The sequence below is a fragment of the Nocardioides sp. Root240 genome, assembly GCF_001428825.1.
Lineage (GTDB): Bacteria > Actinomycetota > Actinomycetes > Propionibacteriales > Nocardioidaceae > Nocardioides.
Genome location: NZ_LMIT01000016.1, coordinates 89,669 through 108,926 on the forward strand (window position 1 = coordinate 89,669; position 19,258 = coordinate 108,926).

General features: G+C 72.2%; 18 protein-coding genes. 9 read left to right on the top strand and 9 right to left on the bottom strand.

Features of this window, described 5'->3' with window-relative positions; all coding sequences use genetic code 11:
- Positions 1-93: 93 nt before the first annotated feature.
- The 6 genes from ASE20_RS23265 to ASE20_RS23290 all read left to right on the top strand — a co-directional run bounded on the left by ASE20_RS23265 (position 94) and on the right by ASE20_RS23290 (position 4,899).
- Positions 94-750, top strand: a complete 657-nt coding sequence (locus ASE20_RS23265; RefSeq protein WP_056896973.1) for a Crp/Fnr family transcriptional regulator — start codon at positions 94-96, stop codon at positions 748-750.
- Positions 747-1,349, top strand: coding sequence for a GAF domain-containing protein (locus ASE20_RS23270; RefSeq protein WP_056896974.1), 603 nt, complete (start codon positions 747-749; stop codon positions 1,347-1,349). Before ASE20_RS23265 ends, ASE20_RS23270 begins: the two co-directional genes overlap by 4 nt.
- Before the next feature lies 1 nt (position 1,350).
- On the top strand, positions 1,351-2,199 hold the full coding sequence (locus ASE20_RS23275; protein WP_082612841.1) for a S8 family serine peptidase: 849 nt from the start codon (positions 1,351-1,353) through the stop codon (positions 2,197-2,199).
- A gap of 5 nt (positions 2,200-2,204) precedes the next feature.
- Complete coding sequence (locus tag ASE20_RS23280) at positions 2,205-3,869, top strand: MFS transporter (RefSeq protein WP_225869164.1); 1,665 nt, start codon at positions 2,205-2,207, stop codon at positions 3,867-3,869.
- A 117-nt stretch (positions 3,870-3,986) separates the two neighbouring features.
- Positions 3,987-4,424: a hypothetical protein gene (locus ASE20_RS23285; RefSeq protein WP_056896976.1), complete on the top strand. Its 438-nt coding sequence runs from the start codon at positions 3,987-3,989 to the stop codon at positions 4,422-4,424.
- Positions 4,425-4,467: 43 nt separating this feature from the next.
- Positions 4,468-4,899: a hypothetical protein gene (locus tag ASE20_RS23290; RefSeq protein ID WP_056896977.1), complete on the top strand. Its 432-nt coding sequence runs from the start codon at positions 4,468-4,470 to the stop codon at positions 4,897-4,899.
- 57 nt (positions 4,900-4,956) lie between these two features.
- Here ASE20_RS23290 and ASE20_RS23295 read toward each other — a convergent pair whose 3' ends face one another.
- Positions 4,957-5,592 (bottom strand): TetR/AcrR family transcriptional regulator, encoded by a 636-nt coding sequence (locus ASE20_RS23295; protein ID WP_056896978.1) that lies wholly within the window; start codon positions 5,590-5,592, stop codon positions 4,957-4,959.
- Positions 5,593-5,672: 80 nt separating this feature from the next.
- Between ASE20_RS23295 and ASE20_RS23300 the strand changes: the two genes are divergently transcribed.
- Positions 5,673-6,599 (top strand): oxygenase MpaB family protein, encoded by a 927-nt coding sequence (locus tag ASE20_RS23300; RefSeq protein WP_056896979.1) that lies wholly within the window; start codon positions 5,673-5,675, stop codon positions 6,597-6,599.
- A gap of 106 nt (positions 6,600-6,705) precedes the next feature.
- Here ASE20_RS23300 and ASE20_RS24895 read toward each other — a convergent pair whose 3' ends face one another.
- From ASE20_RS24895 to ASE20_RS23315, 3 genes are all read right to left on the bottom strand, one after another.
- Positions 6,706-9,372 (bottom strand): LPXTG cell wall anchor domain-containing protein, encoded by a 2,667-nt coding sequence (locus tag ASE20_RS24895; protein WP_157538558.1) that lies wholly within the window; start codon positions 9,370-9,372, stop codon positions 6,706-6,708.
- A 311-nt stretch (positions 9,373-9,683) separates the two neighbouring features.
- Positions 9,684-11,474 carry a hypothetical protein gene (locus ASE20_RS25905; protein ID WP_056896981.1) on the bottom strand — a complete coding sequence of 597 codons (1,791 nt, stop codon included), beginning with the start codon at positions 11,472-11,474 and terminating at the stop codon, positions 9,684-9,686.
- A gap of 254 nt (positions 11,475-11,728) precedes the next feature.
- A complete protein-coding gene (locus tag ASE20_RS23315; protein WP_056896982.1) occupies positions 11,729-13,627 on the bottom strand; it encodes a hypothetical protein in 1,899 nt (632 codons plus the stop codon).
- A 527-nt stretch (positions 13,628-14,154) separates the two neighbouring features.
- Between ASE20_RS23315 and ASE20_RS23320 the strand changes: the two genes are divergently transcribed.
- Positions 14,155-14,370: a hypothetical protein gene (locus ASE20_RS23320; RefSeq protein ID WP_056896983.1), complete on the top strand. Its 216-nt coding sequence runs from the start codon at positions 14,155-14,157 to the stop codon at positions 14,368-14,370.
- Here ASE20_RS23320 and ASE20_RS23325 read toward each other — a convergent pair.
- On the bottom strand, positions 14,324-14,962 hold the full coding sequence (locus tag ASE20_RS23325; protein ID WP_056896984.1) for a hypothetical protein: 639 nt from the start codon (positions 14,960-14,962) through the stop codon (positions 14,324-14,326). The two genes, ASE20_RS23320 and ASE20_RS23325, sit on opposite strands and share 47 nt — an antisense overlap.
- Positions 14,963-15,098: 136 nt before the next feature.
- Between ASE20_RS23325 and ASE20_RS23330 the strand changes: the two genes are divergently transcribed.
- The gene (locus tag ASE20_RS23330) at positions 15,099-15,737 is read left to right on the top strand and encodes a hypothetical protein (RefSeq protein ID WP_056896985.1); all 639 of its coding nucleotides are present in this window, start codon (positions 15,099-15,101) and stop codon (positions 15,735-15,737) included.
- A gap of 19 nt (positions 15,738-15,756) precedes the next feature.
- Here the strand turns inward: ASE20_RS23330 and ASE20_RS23335 are convergent, their stop codons facing one another.
- From ASE20_RS23335 to ASE20_RS23350, 4 genes are read right to left on the bottom strand one after another with little or no spacing between them, the layout of a single operon-like run.
- Positions 15,757-16,386: a (2Fe-2S) ferredoxin domain-containing protein gene (locus tag ASE20_RS23335; protein ID WP_056896986.1), complete on the bottom strand. Its 630-nt coding sequence runs from the start codon at positions 16,384-16,386 to the stop codon at positions 15,757-15,759.
- Positions 16,383-17,159, bottom strand: coding sequence for an ABC transporter ATP-binding protein (locus tag ASE20_RS23340; RefSeq protein ID WP_056896987.1), 777 nt, complete (start codon positions 17,157-17,159; stop codon positions 16,383-16,385). The genes ASE20_RS23335 and ASE20_RS23340 overlap by 4 nt, the downstream gene beginning before the upstream one ends.
- Positions 17,156-18,217 carry a FecCD family ABC transporter permease gene (locus ASE20_RS23345; RefSeq protein ID WP_056896988.1) on the bottom strand — a complete coding sequence of 354 codons (1,062 nt, stop codon included), beginning with the start codon at positions 18,215-18,217 and terminating at the stop codon, positions 17,156-17,158. Before ASE20_RS23345 ends, ASE20_RS23340 begins: the two co-directional genes overlap by 4 nt.
- Complete coding sequence (locus tag ASE20_RS23350; protein ID WP_056896989.1) at positions 18,217-19,203, bottom strand: ABC transporter substrate-binding protein; 987 nt, start codon at positions 19,201-19,203, stop codon at positions 18,217-18,219. The genes ASE20_RS23345 and ASE20_RS23350 overlap by 1 nt, the downstream gene beginning before the upstream one ends.
- Between the last annotated feature and the right edge of the window lie 55 nt (positions 19,204-19,258).

Here is a 19,258-nt window from a genome sequence, read left to right on the forward strand (position 1 = left end):
GCTGCTGCGTTCGCCAGCCGACACATCCAGCGCCGCGTTTCCGACAGTCCGATTTCGCCACGGGGCACGCTCGGGCGCTGGTTCAATCAGCCCATGCGGTGGGCGGTGCTGGAGGGCCTCGGTGAGGCCGAGCAGGCGGAGTTCCTGGCGCTCGGGCGGCGACGGACCTTCGCGCGCAACGAGGTGGTGTGCCACATGGGCGACCCGGCGGACTCGTACCACCTGGTCGAGCGCGGGCGCCTCGGTGTCCGCGTCTCCCTGGCCAACGGCGACGAGGCGATGATCAACATCATCGGCCCCGGCGCGTCGTTCGGGGAGCTCGCCCTGGTCCGCACCGACCGGCAGCGGACCGCGACGATCGTCGCCCTCGAGCAGGTCACGACGCTGGCGATCCCCGGCTCGGCCTTCGCCTCGCTGCGCGACCAGAAGCCCCAGTTCCGCGATGCGGTGGTGCGGTTGATGGCCGACCGCGTCGACGACCTGTCGCACCGGCTGATCGAGGAGATGTACCTCGGGTTCGACCGGCGCCTGCAGTCGCGCCTGCTCGACCTCGCCCGGGCGTACGCCGAGGGCACCGGCGTCGTCCACGTCCCGCTGACCCAGTCCCAGCTGGCCCAGATGACCGGTGGCACGCGGCCGACGGTCAACCTCGCCCTGCAGCGGCTGGCCGACCAGGGCATCGTCGCGCTGTCCCGCGGACGGATCGAGATCCTCGACATGGAGGCGCTGCGCCGCAAGGTGACCCGGTGAGCAGTGCCGGGCCGGCCGAGCTGGTCCGCGCCTGCAGCGACATCCGGGGCCTGTACGGCGCCGCCGCGTGCTCGATCGCCCGGGTCACCCCGGAGGGTGACGCGCTGCGGTTCGTCGCCTCCGACGGCGCCGGCGCCACCGAGATCGTCGGGGTCCGGATGGGCCTGGGCCGCGGCATCGCCGGCTTCGTCGCCCTGTCCGGGCAGCCGCTCGCGGTCGGCGACGTCACGCGCGACGCCCGCTTCGCCCGGGACGTCGCGGAGTCGACCGACTACGTGCCGGCGGCCCTGCTCGCCGTACCCCTGGTCGACGAGGCGGGCGACGTCACCGGCGTGCTGTCGGTGCTCGACCCGGTCCGCGACGACGGGGCCTCGCACCTCGCGGGACGCTCCGGGACCGCGGCCGAGCTGGCCGTGCTGTCGGTGCTCGGGGCACGACTGTCGGTGGTGCTGACCGCGACGGAGCGCGAGGTCGGGCTCGCCACGCTCGCCGGGGACGACGAGCTGCTGGCGGCGATCGCGACGCTGGCGGCCCACCGCGACCGCGACGCCGTGCGCGCGACCATCGTCGGCCTGGCGCGCATCGTCGAGGAGGGCTGAGGTGACGGCCACCGACCTGCCGGCGTGGTCGGAGGCGTTCACCGTGCTCGACGCCGTCGCCGCGCTCCCGCTCCCTGCCGGGGCGCGGGACTGGGCGTGGGGAGGCGCGACCGGACGCGGGGTGAAGGTCGCCGTCGTCGATTCCGGGATCGATGCCGACCACCCGTGGCTGCAGCGCGGGCCGGTCACCGGCGTGCAGGGCCACGCGACCCTCGCCCTCGACCCGACGGCCGACGACGGCTTCACCCTGACCACCGATCCGCACGAGGACCTCGTCGGCCACGGCACCGCCTGCGCCGCGATCATCCGGGCGTTGGCCCCGGAGTGCGAGCTCCACTCGGTGCGGGTGCTCGGCGCGAACCTCAAGGGCCAGGGAGCCCTGCTGCACGCCGGCATCGCGTGGGCCGTCGAGCAGGGCATGGACGTCGTCAACCTGTCGCTGTCGTCCAAGGCCGACCGGATGTTCGCGCCGCTCCACGAGATCGCCGACGAGGCCTACTTCGCCTCGACGGTGCTGGTCTGCGCCGCCAACAACTACCCCGGCGCGACGTACCCCTCGCAGTTCTCCTCCGTCGTCTCCGTGGCCGCGCGCGCGACCGACGACCCGTGGTCGCTGGCCTACAACCCGCGCCCACCCGTGGAGTTCGCGGCGCGCGGCGTCGAGCTCGAGGTCGCCTGGTCCGACGGGGGTACGACGGTGGCGACCGGGAACTCGTTCGCTGCTCCGCACGTCGCCGGACTGGTCGCCCTGCTCCGCAGCAAGCACCCGGGGCTCACCCCCTTCCAGGTGAAGACGGTCCTGCAGGCCTGCGCCGAGAACGCCGTACCCCCCGCGGAGGGCGGCCCGTGAAGGGGATGACCGCCGCCCTGCGGCACCGCGACTTCCGGTACCTGATGGCGGCCTTCACGATCTCCGACATCGGCACGTGGGCCTACAACGTCGCGCTCGCGATCTGGGTCATCGACGCCACCGACTCCTACGGGTGGCTGGCGGCGACCACCGTCGTGCGGTTCGTGCCCGCCCTCGTCTTCAGCCCGTTCGCGGGGCTGCTGGCCGACCGGTTCGAGCGCCGCGGCCTGATGATGGGCGCCGACGCCACGTTCGCCGTCCTGATGGCGCTGATGGGGACGGCCATGGCGCTCGACGCCCCGCCGCTCGTCGTGCTCGCGATCGCAGGGTGCTCCTCGACGCTCGGATCGCTCTACGGTCCGGCCGCGGCGGCGCTCACGCCGCACGTCGTACCGGAGAAGGACCTCGCCTCGGCCAACACGCTGCGCAACACCGTCGACAACCTGTCGGTCGTGCTCGGTCCGGCACTCGGCGCCCTGCTGGCACTGACGGGGCCGCCCCAGAACGCCGTGTGGATCAACGCCGCCACCTTCCTCGCCTCGTTCCTGCTGCTCGCGCGGATGCACCAGCGAGCACCGGGCGGCGACGTGACCGAGGGTGGCGAGGCCGGTGCGCTGCGCCAGATGACGGCCGGGCTGCGGGCGTTGCGCGACGAGCCCGGCGTGCTGGTGCTGGTCGGGTTCAGCGTCCTCGCCACCGGGATGTTCGGCGCCGACACGGTCTTCTTCGTCGCCGCCTCCGACCAGCTGCTGGGCACCGGCCCCGACGGCTACGGCTACCTGCTCGCGGGGCTCGGTGTCGGTGGCCTGCTCGCGGCCCCGCTCGTGACGCGCGCCGAGGCGCTGCCGCGGCTCGCGCCGGTGATCGTCGGCGGGATGGCGCTCTACTGCCTGCCGACCCTGCTCCTGCTGGCCAGCGACGAGCCGGCCGTGGCCTTCGCGGCCCAGGTGCTGCGGGGCGCCGGCACCCTCTTCGTCGACGTGCTGGCCGTGACCGCGATGCAACGGGCCCTGCCCTCGGACGTGATGGCCCGGGTCTTCGCGATCTTCGACTCGCTGTGCCTGATGGCGATCCTGGTCGGATCGACGGCGACCGGGTGGGTGCTCGGCGTCGCCGATCTCGACGTCGTCCTCTGGATGCTCGGCGCCGGAGGCTTCGCGATCAGCCTGCTCGGCCTGCCCTGGCTGCTCGCGATCGACCGTCGCGCCGCCGTACGCCGGGCCGAGCTCGCGCCCCTGCTGCGGCTCCTCGACGCGGTCGAGCTCGTCGAGGAGGTGCCGGACGGCGGCCTGGTGCAGCTGGCGGGCGCCGGCGAGCTGGTCGACGTACCGGCCGGGCAGGCGGTGGTCACCCAGGGCGAGGCGGCCGACGCCTTCTACGTCATCGTGGCCGGCGGGTGCGCCGTCGTCTCCGAGGTCGACGGCCACCGCATCGATGCTCCCGCCCTGGCGGCGGGCGACTGGTTCGGCGAGATCGGCCTGCTCGAGGGCGTGGCCCGCACCGCGACCGTCACCGCGACCGAGCCGACCCGGGTGCTCCGGATCCCGGGTGAGGACTTCCTCGCGGTGCTCACCGCCGGACGGCCGACCGCTGCCTTCACCGAGCAGGCCGGGATCCGGCTGCGGCGCACGCACGGCGTCGGGTACACCGGCGCCGCGCTCCGCCCGTAGACACGCGCCGGAAGTGTTCGCGGCCCGACACTTCGGGCGTTGTCGGGCCGACGGAGCGGGGGCTGGATCCGCCACAGGATGGTGCTCATCAACCGAGCCCCACCAAGGAGATCCACCATGAACACCACGACCCGCCGGAACCTTCGCTCCCGCAAGATCGTCCTCGCGCCCCTCGCGCTGCTGATGGCCGTGATCAGCATCCTCGGCATGGCCAGCCCGTCGCAGGCCGCCGTCCAGACCTACGCCTCGTCGACCAGGAACGGGCTCTGGCACTCGGGCAACGTCAATGTCCTCACCGCAGGCAAGCAGCCCTACACCCAGATCTACTTCAACGACCGCTCCGGCGACAACTACTGCACGCAGCTCAAGGTGCGGGTGCACCAGTCGAACGGCTGGGTCGGCACCTTCACCCAGGGCTCTGTGTGCGGCGGTCGGACGGGAACGCTGACCAACTACTACACGCCCTACACCGGCACCTACCTGACCGAGATCGAGGTCTGGACCGTCCGCGCGGACGGCAACTACCCCAGCTACGTCTGGTCGTTCCGGGCCTGATGCGACGTCCCCCATCTGATCCTTCCCACCCAGGAGACCCACGATGACCACCACCCTGCGCCGCGCCGCATTCCTCCTCTTCCTTCCCCTGCTGCTGCTCGCCGGCCTCGCCGTGTCGACGACGACCGCGACCAAGGCCGACGCCGCCTCCTCCACGACCGGCGACCTCACCGTCTGCGCCTACGGCGTGGCCACCCGCAACGTGCCGATCCAGCTGCACCTGTGGAGCGGGAGCAGCTGGTCGGTGATTCGCACCGGCACGACCGGGACCGGCTGCGGAACCTGGCGCGACGTGCCGGCCAACCGCTGGCTCGCGGTGACCGTGAAGCCGACCACCTACGGCAGCCGCGACACCTGCGCCTACTACCCGGGCAGCTGGTACGTGCTCGGCGGCGGGACGAGCTCCTTCTACGTCAGCCCCTGGCAGTCGGCCCGCGTCGACCTCACGGTCCGCAAGACGTACGTCTACTGCTGAACGACCCACGACGGGCAGGAGCCGCGGAGCACTCTCCGCGGCTCCTGCTCTCGTGCGTCAGCGCCTGATCACGTCGCGGGTCACCGCGAGGAACAGCTCGACCAGCACGTCGACCAGGGCATCGCGATCGGCTGCCACGTCTCCCCGGAGCACGGCGCCGATCGCGTGCGCGACGCCACCGATGAGGAACTGCGCGGTCAGCCGGAGGTCGACGGGGAGGTCGTCGACGCCGCTGGAGGGATCGCCGCTCGAGGCCGTGGCCGCGACCATCGCGGCGAACCGGCTGCTCTCGAGCAGCACCCGCGGGCCGAGCACCGGCGAGGTCACGGAGTCGATCAGGGCGACCCGGCCCTTGCGCGGGTCCTCCAGGAAGAGGTCGACCATCTCGCCGAGGACGGCCCGGATCCGGGCCTCCGGGTCGTCCGGGGCGGCGCCGAGGGCGGCGACGGCCCGGGTCGCGGCCTCGGCGGCGATCTCCTCGAAGACCGCGAGCTGCAGGGCCTCCACGCCCTCGAAGCTCTCGTAGAAGTAGCGCGCCGCCAGGCCGGACGCCTCGGCCACGCCGCGGACGGTCGTGCCCGCGATGCCGCGCTCGCCCATCACCGCCAGGCCCGCCGCGACCAGGCGGGCGCGACGCTCGGCCACCCGCTCGGAGGCGTTCTGGCCGGCGTACCGGCGGGCGGGATCGGTCATGCCAGCATCTTGACACAGGCGTTCGCAGATGGGTCCAATGACATCTGCCAACACCCGTTGACAGATGTCGGAGGAATGCGATGACCATCGCCCCGTGGGACCCGTCGCAGCCGCACCACGAGCTGGCGGCCGACGTCCGCTGGTGGATGGGCATGCCCGTCGCCTTCGGGCTCTACGGCCGGCTCGCGCTCGACCAGGTGGCCTACCGCGAGGTCGCCGCGGCGGTCGACGCCAGCGGCCGGTTCGCCGAGAACTTCACCAACCGCGGCATCCGCAGCTACCTCTGGGGACCGCTGCTCCTGTTCGGGGACGAGGCCGACCGCCGTCGTACCGCCGACCGGCTCAAGGAGCTCCACGGCCAGGTGCACGGCAAGGGTCGCGGCCACTTCGCCGGCGAGCGCTACAGCGCGCTCGACCCGGCCCTGTGGAAGTGGGTCGGCACGTCCAGCATGCTCGTCTTCCACACCGGGTACGTCGCGACCTACGGCCGGGCGCTCACCGAGGAGCAGCGCGAGGTCGTCTACCGGACGGTGCTGCACCTCAGCGACTTCGACCTGCCCAGCGAGCAGGCCCGGATCCCGGGCACCCTCGCCGAGGCGATGGCCTACTACGACGAGGTGGCCGCGACCGAGCTCGCCGACAACGAGTTCCTCCGGTGGGCCGCGCAGCGCTTCGACGCACTGCCGGTGCCGACACTGGTCGGGCCGCGCTGGCTGCACGTGCTGACGACACCGGTGTGGCGACTGCTCACGCCGGCCCTGAGCCGGCCGGCCCGGGTCTGCTCGGAGGCCGCCGCGCACCCGCGGATGCAGGAGCTGCTCGGCGTCCGGCCGTCCCGGCTGCGCAGGTGGGAGTTCGCGACGTACACCTGGCTGCTGCGCACCGCGCGCCGCCTTCTCCCCACGTGGCTGCTGCTGGAGCCGATGGCCCACAACCGCTACCGGTACGAGCGCCTGCGGGCGCTCTACGCGAAACCCCAGCTGACGACGTTCGCCCCGCCGCAGTAGCGCTTGCCTGCGGCGGGGCGAACACCCGGGCGGTCACGCCTGACCGTTCCGGGCTGTCGGGCTGCCCCCCGGCCCGTGCGGGGCACGAGGGGCTACCCGACCATGGTCAGGCGGAGTGGGGACGCCTCACCATGACCAACCCTGCACCCACCAGAACCATCAGTGCCCCGAGCGGGAGCAGGAATCCGGCAGGGCCACCCGTGTTGGGAAGCGCGTCGGCCTCCTTCTCAGGCGTGCACAGGTCGCCGTTGTCGTCGACCGCGTCCGGGTTGGTCGCGGCGTCCTCACAGATACCGGCGACCTCACCGCACATCTCGAGCGCGTCGAAGTCGTCGGCGGTCTGGCCGTCCTCGAGGTAGGCGATCAGCTCGACCTCGTCGGTCCCGTCGACGTAGGTGAACGGGAAGATCCCCTCGAAGCCGTTGGCCGTGGCCGTGGGCTCGTCGATGATCGCGATGTCACCGAGCGGGACGCCGGTGCCCAGGCGGGCCAGGTCCGGGCTGGCGTACACGCAGGCGACCAGCTGGGCGACCGGGCACTCCTCGCCCGAGTCGACCGCGGTGAACACCAGCTCGGTGGTGCCCTCCTCGTCGAACACGTTGCCCTCGGTGGCGGTGACGGTGATCGTCTTCATGTCCTCGCTCAGCACGACCGTGTAGTCGTCGGTGCTGGCAGGGACGTCACCCTCGGCGAACACCGCGTTGTCGGGACCACACACGTCGACCGGCTCCGGTGCGACCGGCGGCTCGACGATGCACGGGTCACCCGACTCGCCGTCGAGCGCGTTGAACACCAGCTCGACGAGACCGCCCGGGAACACGTTGCCGAGCGTCGCGGTGATCGTGATGACCGTCTTGGCGTCGTTCACCTCGACCGTGAAGGCGTCCGTGCTGGCCGGGATCGCGCCGTCCGGGAAGAAGGCGTTGTTCGGGCCGCACGGGTCCTCGGGCGCCGGCGGGCCGGGCGCGGGGACGACGCAGGGCTCGCCCGAGTCCTTCGCGGTGAACACCAGCTCGGTGGTGCCCTCCTCGTCGAACACGTTGCCCGCGGTCGCGGTGACCGTGACCGTCTTCTTGTCGTCGCTGACCACGACCGTGTAGTCGTCGGTGCTCTCCGGGATGACGTCGAAGAAGGCGTTGTTCGGGCCACACGGGTCGGTCTGCTGCGGCTCAGGGACGTCGATCAGGCACGGCTCGCCCGAGTCGGTCGCGGTGTAGACGACCTCGGTGGTGCCCTGGTCGTCGAACACGTTGCCCGCCGTGGCGGTGATCGTGATGACCGTCTTGGCGTCGTTCACCTCGACCGTGAAGGCGTCGGTGCTGGCCGGGATCGCCGCGTCCGGGTAGAACGCGTTGTTCGGGCCGCACGGGTCCTCCGGCGCCGGGGCGCCCGGTGCCGCCACGATGCACGGCTCGTTCGAGTCGGTCGCGGTGTAGACGACCTCGGTCGTGCCCTGCTCGTCGAAGGCGTTCGGCGGGATCGCCGTGATGGTGACGGTCTTGCCGTCCTGGCTGAGCACGACGTTGTACGTCGCGGTGCTCGGCGGAACGTCGGCCGCGTCGAAGTGCGCGTTGCCCAGGCCACACGGGTCGGTCACCTTCGGCTTGGCCGGCGGCGTCACCACGCAGAACCCACCCGCGTCCGTCGCGGTGTAGACGACCTCGGTCGTGCCCTGCGCGTCGAACGCGTTCGGCGGGATCGCCGTGATCGTGACGGTCTTGCCGTCCTGGCTCAGGACCACGGTGTACGTCGCGGTGCTCGGCGGCACGTCGGCCGGCTCGAAGTGCGCGTTGTTCGGACCACACGGGTCGGTGACCGGCGGCTTCGCCGGCGGCGTGACCACGCAGAAGCCGCCCGCGTCCACGGGTGCCGGGTAGGTGTAGGTGGCGGTGCCCGGCAGCGGCGCGAACAGGAAGTTGCCGACGGCCGTCAGCGTGATGCTGCCGTCGTCGTTGCGCACGATCGTGTAGTTCGGCGACTCCGGCACGGTGCCGTAGACGACGTTGCCCGGACCACACGGGTCGTTGATCGGCACCTCGGGCGCCGAGATGATGCCCGGCGGGCTGTACGGCGGGCAGAGCTCGTCGATCATGCCGGCCACGTCGTTGGTGTTCTCACCCTCGAACGCGTACCGCGGCGAGATCGAGGCGCCCTGGGCGTCGGTGAAGAAGGCCGGGAAGGTGCCGGGCACCCAGTCGGCGGGCAGCACGCTGATCGAGGAGATGTTGACCGTCTGGGCCTTCTCGCCGATCTCCGGCGTGGCGGAGTACTTGCAGATCACGACCTTCTTGTCGTTGATCGGCACGTCGAGCGTGGCGACATTGCGCACCAGGCGCGCGCCCTGCGTGGCGACCTCGCCAGCCGGCGCGGCGTCGGCCGGGATCTCCTGCGGGGCAGCCTCCTCGGCGGGAGCCTCCTCTGCAGGCGCCTCCTCGGCGGGGGTCTCCGGGGCGGGCGCTTCCTCGGCCGGGGGCTCCGGCGCGGGCGCCGGCTCCGGCTCGGGCGCGGGCTTCGGCTCGGGCGCGGGCTTCGGCTCAGGTGCCGGGGCCGGCTCGGGGGCCGGCGCAGGCGCCGGGTCGGGGGCCGGGGCCTCGGAGGACGGTGCGTCGCCGGCCCCTCCGGCGTCGTCGGCGAAGCCGGGCGCGGCGAAGGCCGACACGGCGACCAGGGCGGCGACCGGGACGGTCAGCGCGATGCGCCTCCCGAGCCCGGTCCGGCGAGCGCTGGCCCGCCGGAAGTCGGAGCGGCGCGACGGCCGCGGTGAAATGTTCATGATCCCCACCAAATGGTCGATTCGGTCGAGCCCACTGCACGACCGCTGATCCCCCCGAAGAACTGCCGTGTCCCAAGTCCCAGCAGAGCTCCCCCAACGTGGAGGCTAGGTACAGGAAGGGCGCCCCGATACGGGTTCGGGCCGGAACCATCACATCCGATAGTCGGCCCGCCATGGTCCTTCCGGGCCATCCAGGAGTGGCCAGTCGGCCCTGGCCGCCAGCGCGGACGTCGTTCGCCCCGCCGCAGGAGCGCATCCGTGCGACGGGGCGAACACCCGGACCGCCCACTCAGGGCCTGACCGGGTCGTGGTCAGGCGGAGTGGGGACGCCTCACCACGACCAGCCCCGCACCCACGAGGACCATCAGGGCCCCGACCGGGAGCAGGAATCCAGCCGGGCCGCCGGTGTTCGGCAGCTCGTCGGTCTCCCCACCGGTGTCTCCGTCGTCGTCGGGCGGCGTGCACGGCTCACCGTCGGCGTCCACCGCGTCGGGGTTCGTCGCGGCGTCCTCGCAGATGCCGGCGACCCCGCCGCACATGTCCAGCGCGTCGAAGTCGTCGGCGGTCTGTCCCTCCTCGAGGATCGCGAGCAGCGAGACCTCGTGGTCGCCGTCGACGTAGGTGAACGGGAAGGTGCCCAGGAACCCGTTGGCCGTGGCCGTGAGCTCGTCGACGATCGCGATCTCGCCGGCGGGTACGCCCGGCCCCAGGGGAACGGTGCCGGCGGGCGGGTAGACGCACGCGACCAGGGCTGCCGGCTCGGGACAGGGCTCGTCCGAGTCGACCGGCGCCGGGTAGGTGAACGTGTGCAGGTTGCCCGGGAAGGCGAAGCCCGGCTTGGCCGTCAGCGTCACGCTGCCGTCCTCGTTGACGGCGACCGTGAACTGGTCCGTCTCCGCGAGCGGCGGGTACGCCGCGTTGTCCGGCCCGCACTCGTCGGTCGGCTCCAGCGGGGGCGGCTGCACCGTCGCGAGCGGGCAGTTGACCAGCTCCTCGTCACCCGGCTGCTCGTTGCCGACGGCCCACCGGATCGCGACCGAGTCCTGCGCATCGGCGAAGACGCCCGGGAACTGTCCGAGCACCCAGCCGGCTGCAAGGGCGGCGCTCTCCGACACGACGATGATGTGGTCGGGGACGCCGGGCGGCGTGCCGACGTACTTGCAGACCACGACCTTCTTCTCGTCACCCTCGGTCTCCTCGCACGCGACGCCGGAGTCATCGGGAAGCACGAGCGTGAAGGTCTCCTGGCCGCCCGGGAACTCGAAGCCCGGCTTCGCGGTCAGCACGACGTCGCCGTCGACGACCGCGACGGTGTACTGGTCGGTCTCCGCGACGGCCGGGAACGCGATGTTGTCCGGCCCGCAGGGATCGACCGGGTCGACCGACGGGGGCGTGACCTGCGCGAGCGGGCAGCTGCCCAGCTCCTCGTCACCCGGCTGTTCGTTGCCGACGGCCCACCGGATCGCGATCGAGTCGTGCGCATCGGCGAACGGGCCCGGGAACTGTCCGAGCACCCAACCAGCGGCCAGGGCGGCGCTCTCCGACACGACGATGACGTGGTCCGGGACGCCGGGCGGTGTGCCGACGTACTTGCAGACGACGACCTTCTTCTCGTCCTCCTCGACGGCCTGGGGCGCGTCGCTGCGGATCTGCTCGGCGCCGTCCTCGGCACCGTCGCCGGCAGGTACGGCGTCCGCCGGGATCGCCTGCGGAGCGGCCTGCTCGTCGGGAGCCTCCTCGGCAGGGGCTTCCTCGGCAGGGGCTTCCGCGGCGGGCGCCTCCTCGGCCGGGGGCTCCGGCGCGGGCGCCGGGTCCGGCTCGGGAGCGGGCTTCGGCTCGGGGGCCGGCTTCGGCTCGGGGGCGGGCTTGGGTGCGGGCGCCGGCTCAGGAGCCGGGGGCGGCGCAGGCGGGTCGGCCTGCTCGGCGGCGGGGGCTTCCCCACCGCTGCCGGCGTCGTCGGCGTACCCGGGCGCGACGAAGGCCGACACGGCCACGAGGGCGGCGACCGGGACGGTCAGCGCGATGCGCCGCCCGAGGCCGGCACGACGGGCGCTGGCCCGCCGGAATTCGGAGCGGCGCGAGGGCCGCGGTGACAGGTTCATGATCCAGACCCCACAACGGTGAATCGACTCGCGCCCACTGCGCGGTCGGCGATCCCCCCACCCGCTGCGCCCCGATGCCGCGGCCGGCCCACCTTGCAGGCTTAGCACCGCTGCCCGGGCCAGTGAAGCCGTTCGACCCAGAACCATCGCATCCGATGGTCACCGGGAAATGTCGTTCGCCCCGCCGCAGTAGCTTGCTGCGACGGGGCGAACACCCGATGTGGGGTCACTCGGGACCCTGGACCGGGCTGTGGTCAGGCGGAGTGGGGACGCCTCACCACGACCAAGCCTGCGCCGACGAGGACCATCAGGGCCCCGATCGGGAGCAGGAATCCAGCCGGACCGCCGGTGTTCGGCAGTGCGTCGGTCTCCCCACCGGTCTCGCCACCGTCGCCCGGCTCGCCGGGCTCGCCGGGCTCTCCGGGCACGCACGGCTCGCCGTTCTCGTCGACGGCACCCGGGTCGGTCGCGTCGTCGCAGATGCCGGCGACCTCGCCGCACATCTCGAGTGCGTCGAAGTCGTCGACCGTCTGGCCGTCCTCGAGGTAGGCGATCAGCTCGACCTCGCCGTCACCGTTGACGTAGCTGAACGGGAACGAGCCGAGGAAGCCGTTGAGCAGGGCGGTCGCCTCGTCGATGACCGTGATCACGCCGGCGGGGACGCCGGTGCCGAGGCGGGCCGGAGCGTCGGGGTAGACGCAGGCCACCAGTGCCGCGACCTCGGGGCAGGGCTCGTTGGAGTCCGCCGGGGTCGGGTAGGTGTAGGTCGCCTGCTGGTTCGCGAAGACGTAGCCGGCCTTCGCGGTCAGCGTGACGCTGCGGTCGCCGTTGACGGTCACACCGAACTGGTCGGTCTCGGCCAGGGCCGGGTAGACCGCGTTGTCCGGACCGCACGGGTCGGTCGGCTCCAGCACCGGCGGCTCGATGACGGCCGGCGGGCACGCCTCGCCGGAGTCGGCGGGCAGCTCGTAGGTGAACGTGTGCTCGCCACCCGGGAACTCGTAGCCGGGGTTCGCGGTCAGGACCACGTCACCGTCGACGACGGCAGCGGTGTACTCGTCGGTGTCCTCGACGGCCGGGAACGCGATGTTGTCCGGACCGCAGGGGTCGACCGGCTCGATGACCGGCGGCTCGATGTCCGCGAGCGGGCAGTTGACGAGCTCCTCGTCACCCGGCTGCTCGTTGCCGACGGCCCAACGGATCGCGATGGAGTCCTGCGCGTCGGCGAAGACGCCCGGGAACTGACCCTCGACCCAGCCCGCGGCCAGCGCGGCGGACTTGCTCACCACGATGATGTGGTGCGGGACGCCCGGCGGCGTGCCGACGTACTTGCAGACGACGACCTTCTTCTCGTCCTGCGGGCACTCGGTGCCGGAGTCGACCGGCGCCGGGTAGGTGTGGCTGGGCGCGTCGTCGGCGAAGGTGAAGCCGTCCTTCGCGGTCAGCGTGACGCTCTTGTCGGCGTTGACCGTGACCGAGTACTGCTCGGTCTCGGCGATCGCCGGGTACTCCGCGTTCGCGGGACCGCACGGGTCGACGGCCTGGACGTCCGGCGGGGTGATGACCACCGGCTCGGCCGGCTCACCGGGGTCGAAGCCGGGGCAGTTGACGAGCTCCTCGTTGCCGGGCTGCTCGTTGCCGACGGCCCAGCGGATCGCGACGGAGTCCTGCGCGTCGGCGAAGGTCCACGGGAAGGTGCCCTCGGGCCAGTCCTTGATGGCGCTCTTGCTCACGACGATGATGTGGTGCGGCTTGCCCGGGGGCGTGCCGACGTACTTGCAGACCACGACCTTCTTGTTGGACGCGGGCGCGGCAGCCTGGGCGGCACCGGCCTTGATCTGCGCGGCACCGACCTCGGCGCCGTCGCCGGCGGGAACGGCGTCGGCCGGGATCTCCTGGACGGGGGCCGGAGCGGCCTCCTCCTCGGGAGCGGGCGCCTGCTCGGTCTCCGGCTCGTCGGCGGGCTGCGCCGGGGCGGGCTCGGGCTCGTCGGCGGACTTCGGCTCCGGCGCGGGCTTCGGTGCCGGGGCAGGCTCCGGCGCGGGCTTCGGCTCCGGAGCCGGGTCGGCGGCCGGGGCCTGCGTCTCGCTCGAGGCGGGCGCGTCGCCGGTGCCGGCGTCGTCGGCGTAGCTCGGAGCGATGAAGGTCGACACAGCGACCAGGGCGGCGACCGGGACGGTCAGCGCTACACGCTTCCCGAGCCCGGTCCGGCGCGCACTGGCTCGCCGGAATTCGGTGCGGCGCGCACGCCGCGATGACAGGTTCATCTGAGGTCCCCATGTGGTTGATTCGGGCGCGCCCACTGCGCGCCCGTGAGCTTCGGGTGCGGGTGCCTCCCGAAAAGACAAAGGGGGAGCGTCGAACCGGGGATCCGTGCACTGCACGGAAGCCCTGCCCAACACCCCCCATTCCTGACCACGCCCCACGCGCGAACAGGCCCTGAAGTCCTGAGACTAGGACCTTTTACCCAGCGGATCCGCTGGATTGCGGATTCTTTACCTTCGGAGGATCATCCCGGCCTCCCGCTGACCGCGACGGCCGGTCCTGATGTCGCCCAGGTCACACGGATCGTGCTCTCCGCACAAAACGCGCTGCGGACTCTGGAACCACGCACGAGCGACGGGTCCGGCGCCGCGACCAGACTCGACTCATCGAATCCCACCCCGGAACGGAGTCACCGATGAGCGACCTGCTGCAGCTCGTGCCGATCTACGCCTTCATGCTGATCCCGGTGTGGATCCCGATGGCCGCCGTCGCCTTCGGTGCCCTGATCGACGTGGTGAAGGCGCCTGCCAAGGTCGTCGCGCACCACCCGTCCACCGCCCCGGCCCACAGCGCCGGCCGCCGGATCAGCTCTGCCGGTCCTCGGGTCGCTGCGGCAGGAACGTCTCGCTGAGCATCGGCCACGCGTGGTCGATGAGCTCCTCCATGTCGAGGTACATCGCCCGCTTGACGTAGGGCTTCGACAGCTCGGTGTCGATCACCTTCAGCACGAAGCGCCGCAGCTCGGAGTCGAGCCCGGTCATCTTCCGCAGGACCGCCCCGCGCCGGGTGTCGGTCTTCAGCTCCAGCCCGATCTGGTCCTCGGCCGGGGTCTGCAGCTCGAGACGCAGCTTCAGCGGCTCCTCGGTGTGGACCACCAGCACCAGCGGGATGACCACCTCGGCGTTGAAGTGCAGCTTGTCCATGGGCAGGTCCAGCTGGAAGACCACGCTGATCGGCAGGTCGATGGCGTACGACAGCAGCGCGCCCGGCAGCTCGGACCCTGTCGTGGGACCGAAGGTGCCCGTGAAGCTGACGCTCGCGAACGCGCGCCCCGGGCCGGCGCCGATCGGCCCGAGCGAGATCTGGTCGCCGAGCAGCTGGTCGATGGTCCGCAGGATCCGCTCCCGGTGGAGCACCCGTCGTACCCAGTTCACGCCGAAGCGCTCGTACGACGACTCCTCGGCGACCTCCGCCGGTGCGCCCTCCGCCAGTGCGTCGACCACGGCTCCCCCTCGCTCGTTGTCATGCCCGTCCGGAGCGCCAAAGCCCCTTCAGGACTGACGATTCTCGCACCTCCAACTCCGAGGCCGGAGGGAGGTCATGGGAGGATGGGCACTTGTCGAGGACAGGAGCCCCCGGATGACCGAGGCCGTGGCGGTGCGCTATGCCACCCCCACCCCGATCCGGACCGCCGACGTGATGGCCAAGGGCCTGCTCGTCGCGATGCTCCTGATGGCGGTGGTCGACCCCGACGGCAGCAACCTGCGTGACAAGGCCGCCGAGGCCCGCGCGGTCGGCTACCCGCTGGTCTCCTTCACCGTGCCGTTGATCTGGCTGCTGGCATGGAGGGAGCGGGCGTCCTTCCCCTGGCTGGCCGACCTGCTGGTGACCCTGACCTGCTTCACCGACATCCTCGGCAACCGGATGGACCTCTACGACACCATCTTCTGGTTCGACGACCTGATGCACTTCGCCAACACCGGCATGATCGCTGCGGCGGTGGTCCTGCTGACCCTGCACCGCAGCGCCCCCCGCTACCGCGTCGTCGAGCGGGCGCTCGCCGTCGGCGCGACGGCCGCGATCGCGTGGGAGATCGCCGAGTACTACGCCTTCATCAGCGGGCACGCCGAGCACGCCTTCGCCTACGAGGACACCCTCGGCGACCTCGCGCTCGGCGTCCTCGGGTCCGTCACGGCAGCGCTGGTGATCCACGCGCTGTGGCACCGCGGCCAGCTGAGCGAGGCCGCTCCCCAGCTCGACGGCCGGCACCTGGTCTGAGTTCCCGGCCCGCGGGACGTCAGCCGTCGCGGGGGAGCCGCTGCCCGACGAGCGGAACACCTCCGGCGAGGTGCTCGACCACGATCCGCCGGGCGCACGCGGCGTCGACGCCGCCGTACCAGGTGTCGTCGGGGTGGACCACGACCACCGGCGCGTGGTTGCACGGGTAGAGGCAGCCGGTCTGCGCGACCAGCACGTCGTCGTCGCCGAGACCGTGGGCGCGCAGGGCATCGTCGATCGCGGCGGACGTCGCCGCTGACCCGCGGGCCGAGCACCGCGGTCCCCGGCACACCAGGACGTGGTGCCCGTGGCCGGGAACGTCCTCCCACGCGGGCGAGGTCAGTGGCGCCTCGTCGCCGGTGACCTCCCTCCCCGCGACCACCACCTCGACCCCCGAACGGGTGCGACGCCAGTGGGCCGCCACCCGGCGCAACCAGGAGCGCGCGATCGGGGCACCGAGACCGAGGCCGACCAGCTCGACCCGGGTCGCACCGGCAGCGGCCAACCGGTCGAGCTCGTCGACCACGCTCGGCGTACCCGTCTGGAGGAAGGCCACCGAGGCACCTGTGGCGACGGCCACCTCGCCCAGCTCATCGGCGTGGCGGTGCGCATCGACGCCGAGGGCGACGAGCACGACGGCCCGGCTCACCGCGACGCCCGCTCGTCGTGCCAGACCACGTGGAGCCGTCCGGAGTGGTCGTGCGTCGCGACGGTGGCCTCGACGCCGTACACCTCTCGGACCAGACGCGCGGTCAGCACCTCGGCCGGCGGCCCGCTCGCGACGACCCGGCCGGCGCCCAGCACCACGAGGTGGTCGCAGAACGCCGCGGCGAGATCGAGGTCGTGCAGCGCGGCGACCGTCGTCAGCCCGAGCGCCCGCACCGTGGCGAGCAGGTCGATCTGGTGGGCAAGGTCGAGGTGGTTGGTCGGCTCGTCGAGCATCAGCACCTCCGGCCGCTGTGCGAGGGCGCGCGCCAGCTGCACGCGTTGCCGCTCCCCGCCGGACAGCGTCTGCCAGTCGCGGTCGGCCAGGTGGGTCACCCCGCTGAGCCGCATCCCCTCCACGACCTCCGCGGCTCCCTCGTCGCGCGCGGCCGGCCACCGACCTCGGTGCGGTATCCGGCCCAGCTCGACCACCTGACGCGCGGTCAGCGGAAGGGTGGTCGAGGCGTGCTGCTCGAGCACCGCGATCCGCCGGGCCCGGACCCGGGCCGGTAGTCGGTGGACGTCCTCGCCCGCGAGTTCGACGACGCCGCTGTCCGGCCGCCGCAGGCCAGCGACCACGTGCAGCAACGACGTCTTCCCCGAGCCGTTGGGACCGAGCAGCCCCGTCAGGGTGCCCTCCGGGCATTCGATGGCGATGTCCTCGATGATCGCCCTGCCCGCGACACCCCACGTCAGGTCCTTCGCGCGAATGCTCATCGCGACCTCGATTCCCGCCGCAGGAGGTAGGCGAACAGAGGCGCACCGAAGACCGCGGTGACCACGCCGATCGGGATCTCCTGCCCGTCGAGCAACGACCGCGCCGCCGTGTCGGCCCAGATCAGCAGCACGGCACCGGCGAGGGCGCTGAGCGGCAGCAGCCGTCGGTGCAGCGGCCCCACCAGCAGCCGTACGGCGTGCGGGACCACCAGCCCCACGAAGCCGATCGCGCCCGTGTAGGCCACCAGGCCGGCGGTCAGCAGCGCCGTACCGACCATGAGCAGCCAGCGCACGCGACGGATAGACACGCCCAGCGACGAGGCCGCGGAGTCGCCGAACGCGAAGGCATCCAGGTCCGAGGCACACCCGATGATCACGACCAGCGCGAGCACGGAGACGACCAGCAGGATCGTCGCGCTCTGCCACCGGACCCCAGCGAGCGAGCCCATCGTCCAGGCCAGCACGCGTCGGGCGGAGTCGTGGTCGCCGCTGACGATGACCACGAAGGACGTGTAGGCCCCGCACATCTGCCCGATCGCCACGCCGGCCAGCACCGTGCGAGCCGGCGGCAGGTCGCCCGTGCGACCGGTCGCCAGCATCAGCACGAGCGCGAGCGCGAGCATCGCGCCGACGAAGGCACCCGCGGCGAGCGCAGCGTTGCCGACGAGCCCCGCGGCACCGGCCCCGAGCACGATCACGCTGACCGCGCCGACCGTCGCGCCGCCGGAGATGCCCAGCAGATAGGGATCCGCGAGGTCGTTGCGGGTCAGCGATTGGAGCACCGCACCCGCGATCGCGAGCCCAGCTCCCGTCGCAGCGGCACCGATGACGCGCGGCATCCGGAGCTGCCACACGATCCGGTCGTCGATCACCGTCACGCCGTCGACCGGCACGCCCAGGCGGCCGAGCACGACGTCCACGACGTCACCCGCCTGGACGTGGACCGAGCCGATCCCGACCGCGACGACCACCGACACCACCAGCAGTGCGGTCAGCGCCACTCCCGTCACGAGCCCGGCTCCCGGCCGGGTCCGTGCGGGACGGACCGGCCGGAGCATCAGCCGAGCTCGGACAGCTGTGCGCCGACGGAGACCGCGCCGTCGGCGAGCCGGACGCCGGGCGTGGTCTCGGAGAACGGCAGCACGACGTACGCCTTCGCCTTCACGGCCCGCAAGTTCTTGAGCACCGGGTCCTTCTCGAGCATCGCGATCTTGTCCTTCGCCGTGGACCAGCTGGCGTCGGCGAGCACGATGACGTCGGGGTCGACCTTCACGACCCTCTCCCAGCTGACGTCGGCCCAGCCGCCCTCGACGTCGGCGAAGACGTTGGTGGCGCCGACGGCGTCGAGGATCAGCTGCGGACCGCCCTCACCGGCGCCGGCGAAGGCGGTCTTGTCGCCGGAGTCGAACCAGAACACGTCGAGACCGTCGCCCGGCCTGCTCGATGCAAGGTCGGCAAGTGCCTGCTCCTGCTCGTCCTCGAGCGCCGCGGCCCGCTCCGGCACGTCGAACACGTGCGCGACGGTCCCGATCTCATCCCACACGGAGTCGAACGAGACGTCGGCGCTGGGCTTGTTCTCGCCGCACCCGAAGAGCGACAGGAAGGAACCGATGCCCAGCTTCTCGAGCTCGTCCTGCGGGCCAGCGGCCCCGTCACCGAAGGCGCTGGCGTACGAGCCGTAGACGAAGTCCGGGTCGGCCTCCAGCAGGGTCTCGTTGTCGGGATACTCCTTCGAGAGCACGTCCACCGCGTCGTACGCAGCCTTCCACTTCGCGGGGACCGCGTCGTCGAGGTAGGCAGTGCCGGCCATCGAGTCCTGCAGTCCGAGGGCGAGCATCACCTCGGTGGCCCCCTGGTTCATGGTCACCGCGCGCTCGGGCGGGGCACTGATGGTCGAGGTGTAGCCGCAGCTGCTCGCCTCGACCGGGTAGTCGCTGCCGGCGACGGCCTTCGCGTCGGGCTCCGGGGCGCCGCCGCAGGCGGTCAGGGCGAGCGGGAGGGCCAGGAGGGCAGGCAGGATGCGGGTACGACGGGACGACGTCACGGGTCACTCTTTCGGTCCGAGGCTCTTGCGCGAAGCCTGTTGGGTGGGTGACGCG

Bases quoted from the DNA above. Each gene is read 5' to 3' on its own strand.
- ASE20_RS23320 (WP_056896983.1), top strand. From the start codon at position 14,155: ATGAGCGACCTGCTGCAGCTCGTGCCGATCTACGCCTTCATGCTGATC.
- ASE20_RS23265 (WP_056896973.1), top strand. From the start codon at position 94: ATGCGGTGGGCGGTGCTGGAGGGCCTCGGTGAGGCCGAGCAGGCGGAG.
- ASE20_RS23345 (WP_056896988.1), bottom strand. From the start codon at position 18,217: ATGCTCCGGCCGGTCCGTCCCGCACGGACCCGGCCGGGAGCCGGGCTC.
- ASE20_RS24895 (WP_157538558.1), bottom strand. From the start codon at position 9,372: ATGAACATTTCACCGCGGCCGTCGCGCCGCTCCGACTTCCGGCGGGCC.
- ASE20_RS23300 (WP_056896979.1), top strand. From the start codon at position 5,673: ATGACCATCGCCCCGTGGGACCCGTCGCAGCCGCACCACGAGCTGGCG.
- ASE20_RS23295 (WP_056896978.1), bottom strand. From the start codon at position 5,592: ATGACCGATCCCGCCCGCCGGTACGCCGGCCAGAACGCCTCCGAGCGG.
- ASE20_RS23285 (WP_056896976.1), top strand. From the start codon at position 3,987: ATGAACACCACGACCCGCCGGAACCTTCGCTCCCGCAAGATCGTCCTC.
- ASE20_RS23290 (WP_056896977.1), top strand. From the start codon at position 4,468: ATGACCACCACCCTGCGCCGCGCCGCATTCCTCCTCTTCCTTCCCCTG.
- ASE20_RS23280 (WP_225869164.1), top strand. From the start codon at position 2,205: ATGACCGCCGCCCTGCGGCACCGCGACTTCCGGTACCTGATGGCGGCC.
- ASE20_RS25905 (WP_056896981.1), bottom strand. From the start codon at position 11,474: ATGAACCTGTCACCGCGGCCCTCGCGCCGCTCCGAATTCCGGCGGGCC.
- ASE20_RS23340 (WP_056896987.1), bottom strand. From the start codon at position 17,159: ATGAGCATTCGCGCGAAGGACCTGACGTGGGGTGTCGCGGGCAGGGCG.
- ASE20_RS23330 (WP_056896985.1), top strand. From the start codon at position 15,099: ATGACCGAGGCCGTGGCGGTGCGCTATGCCACCCCCACCCCGATCCGG.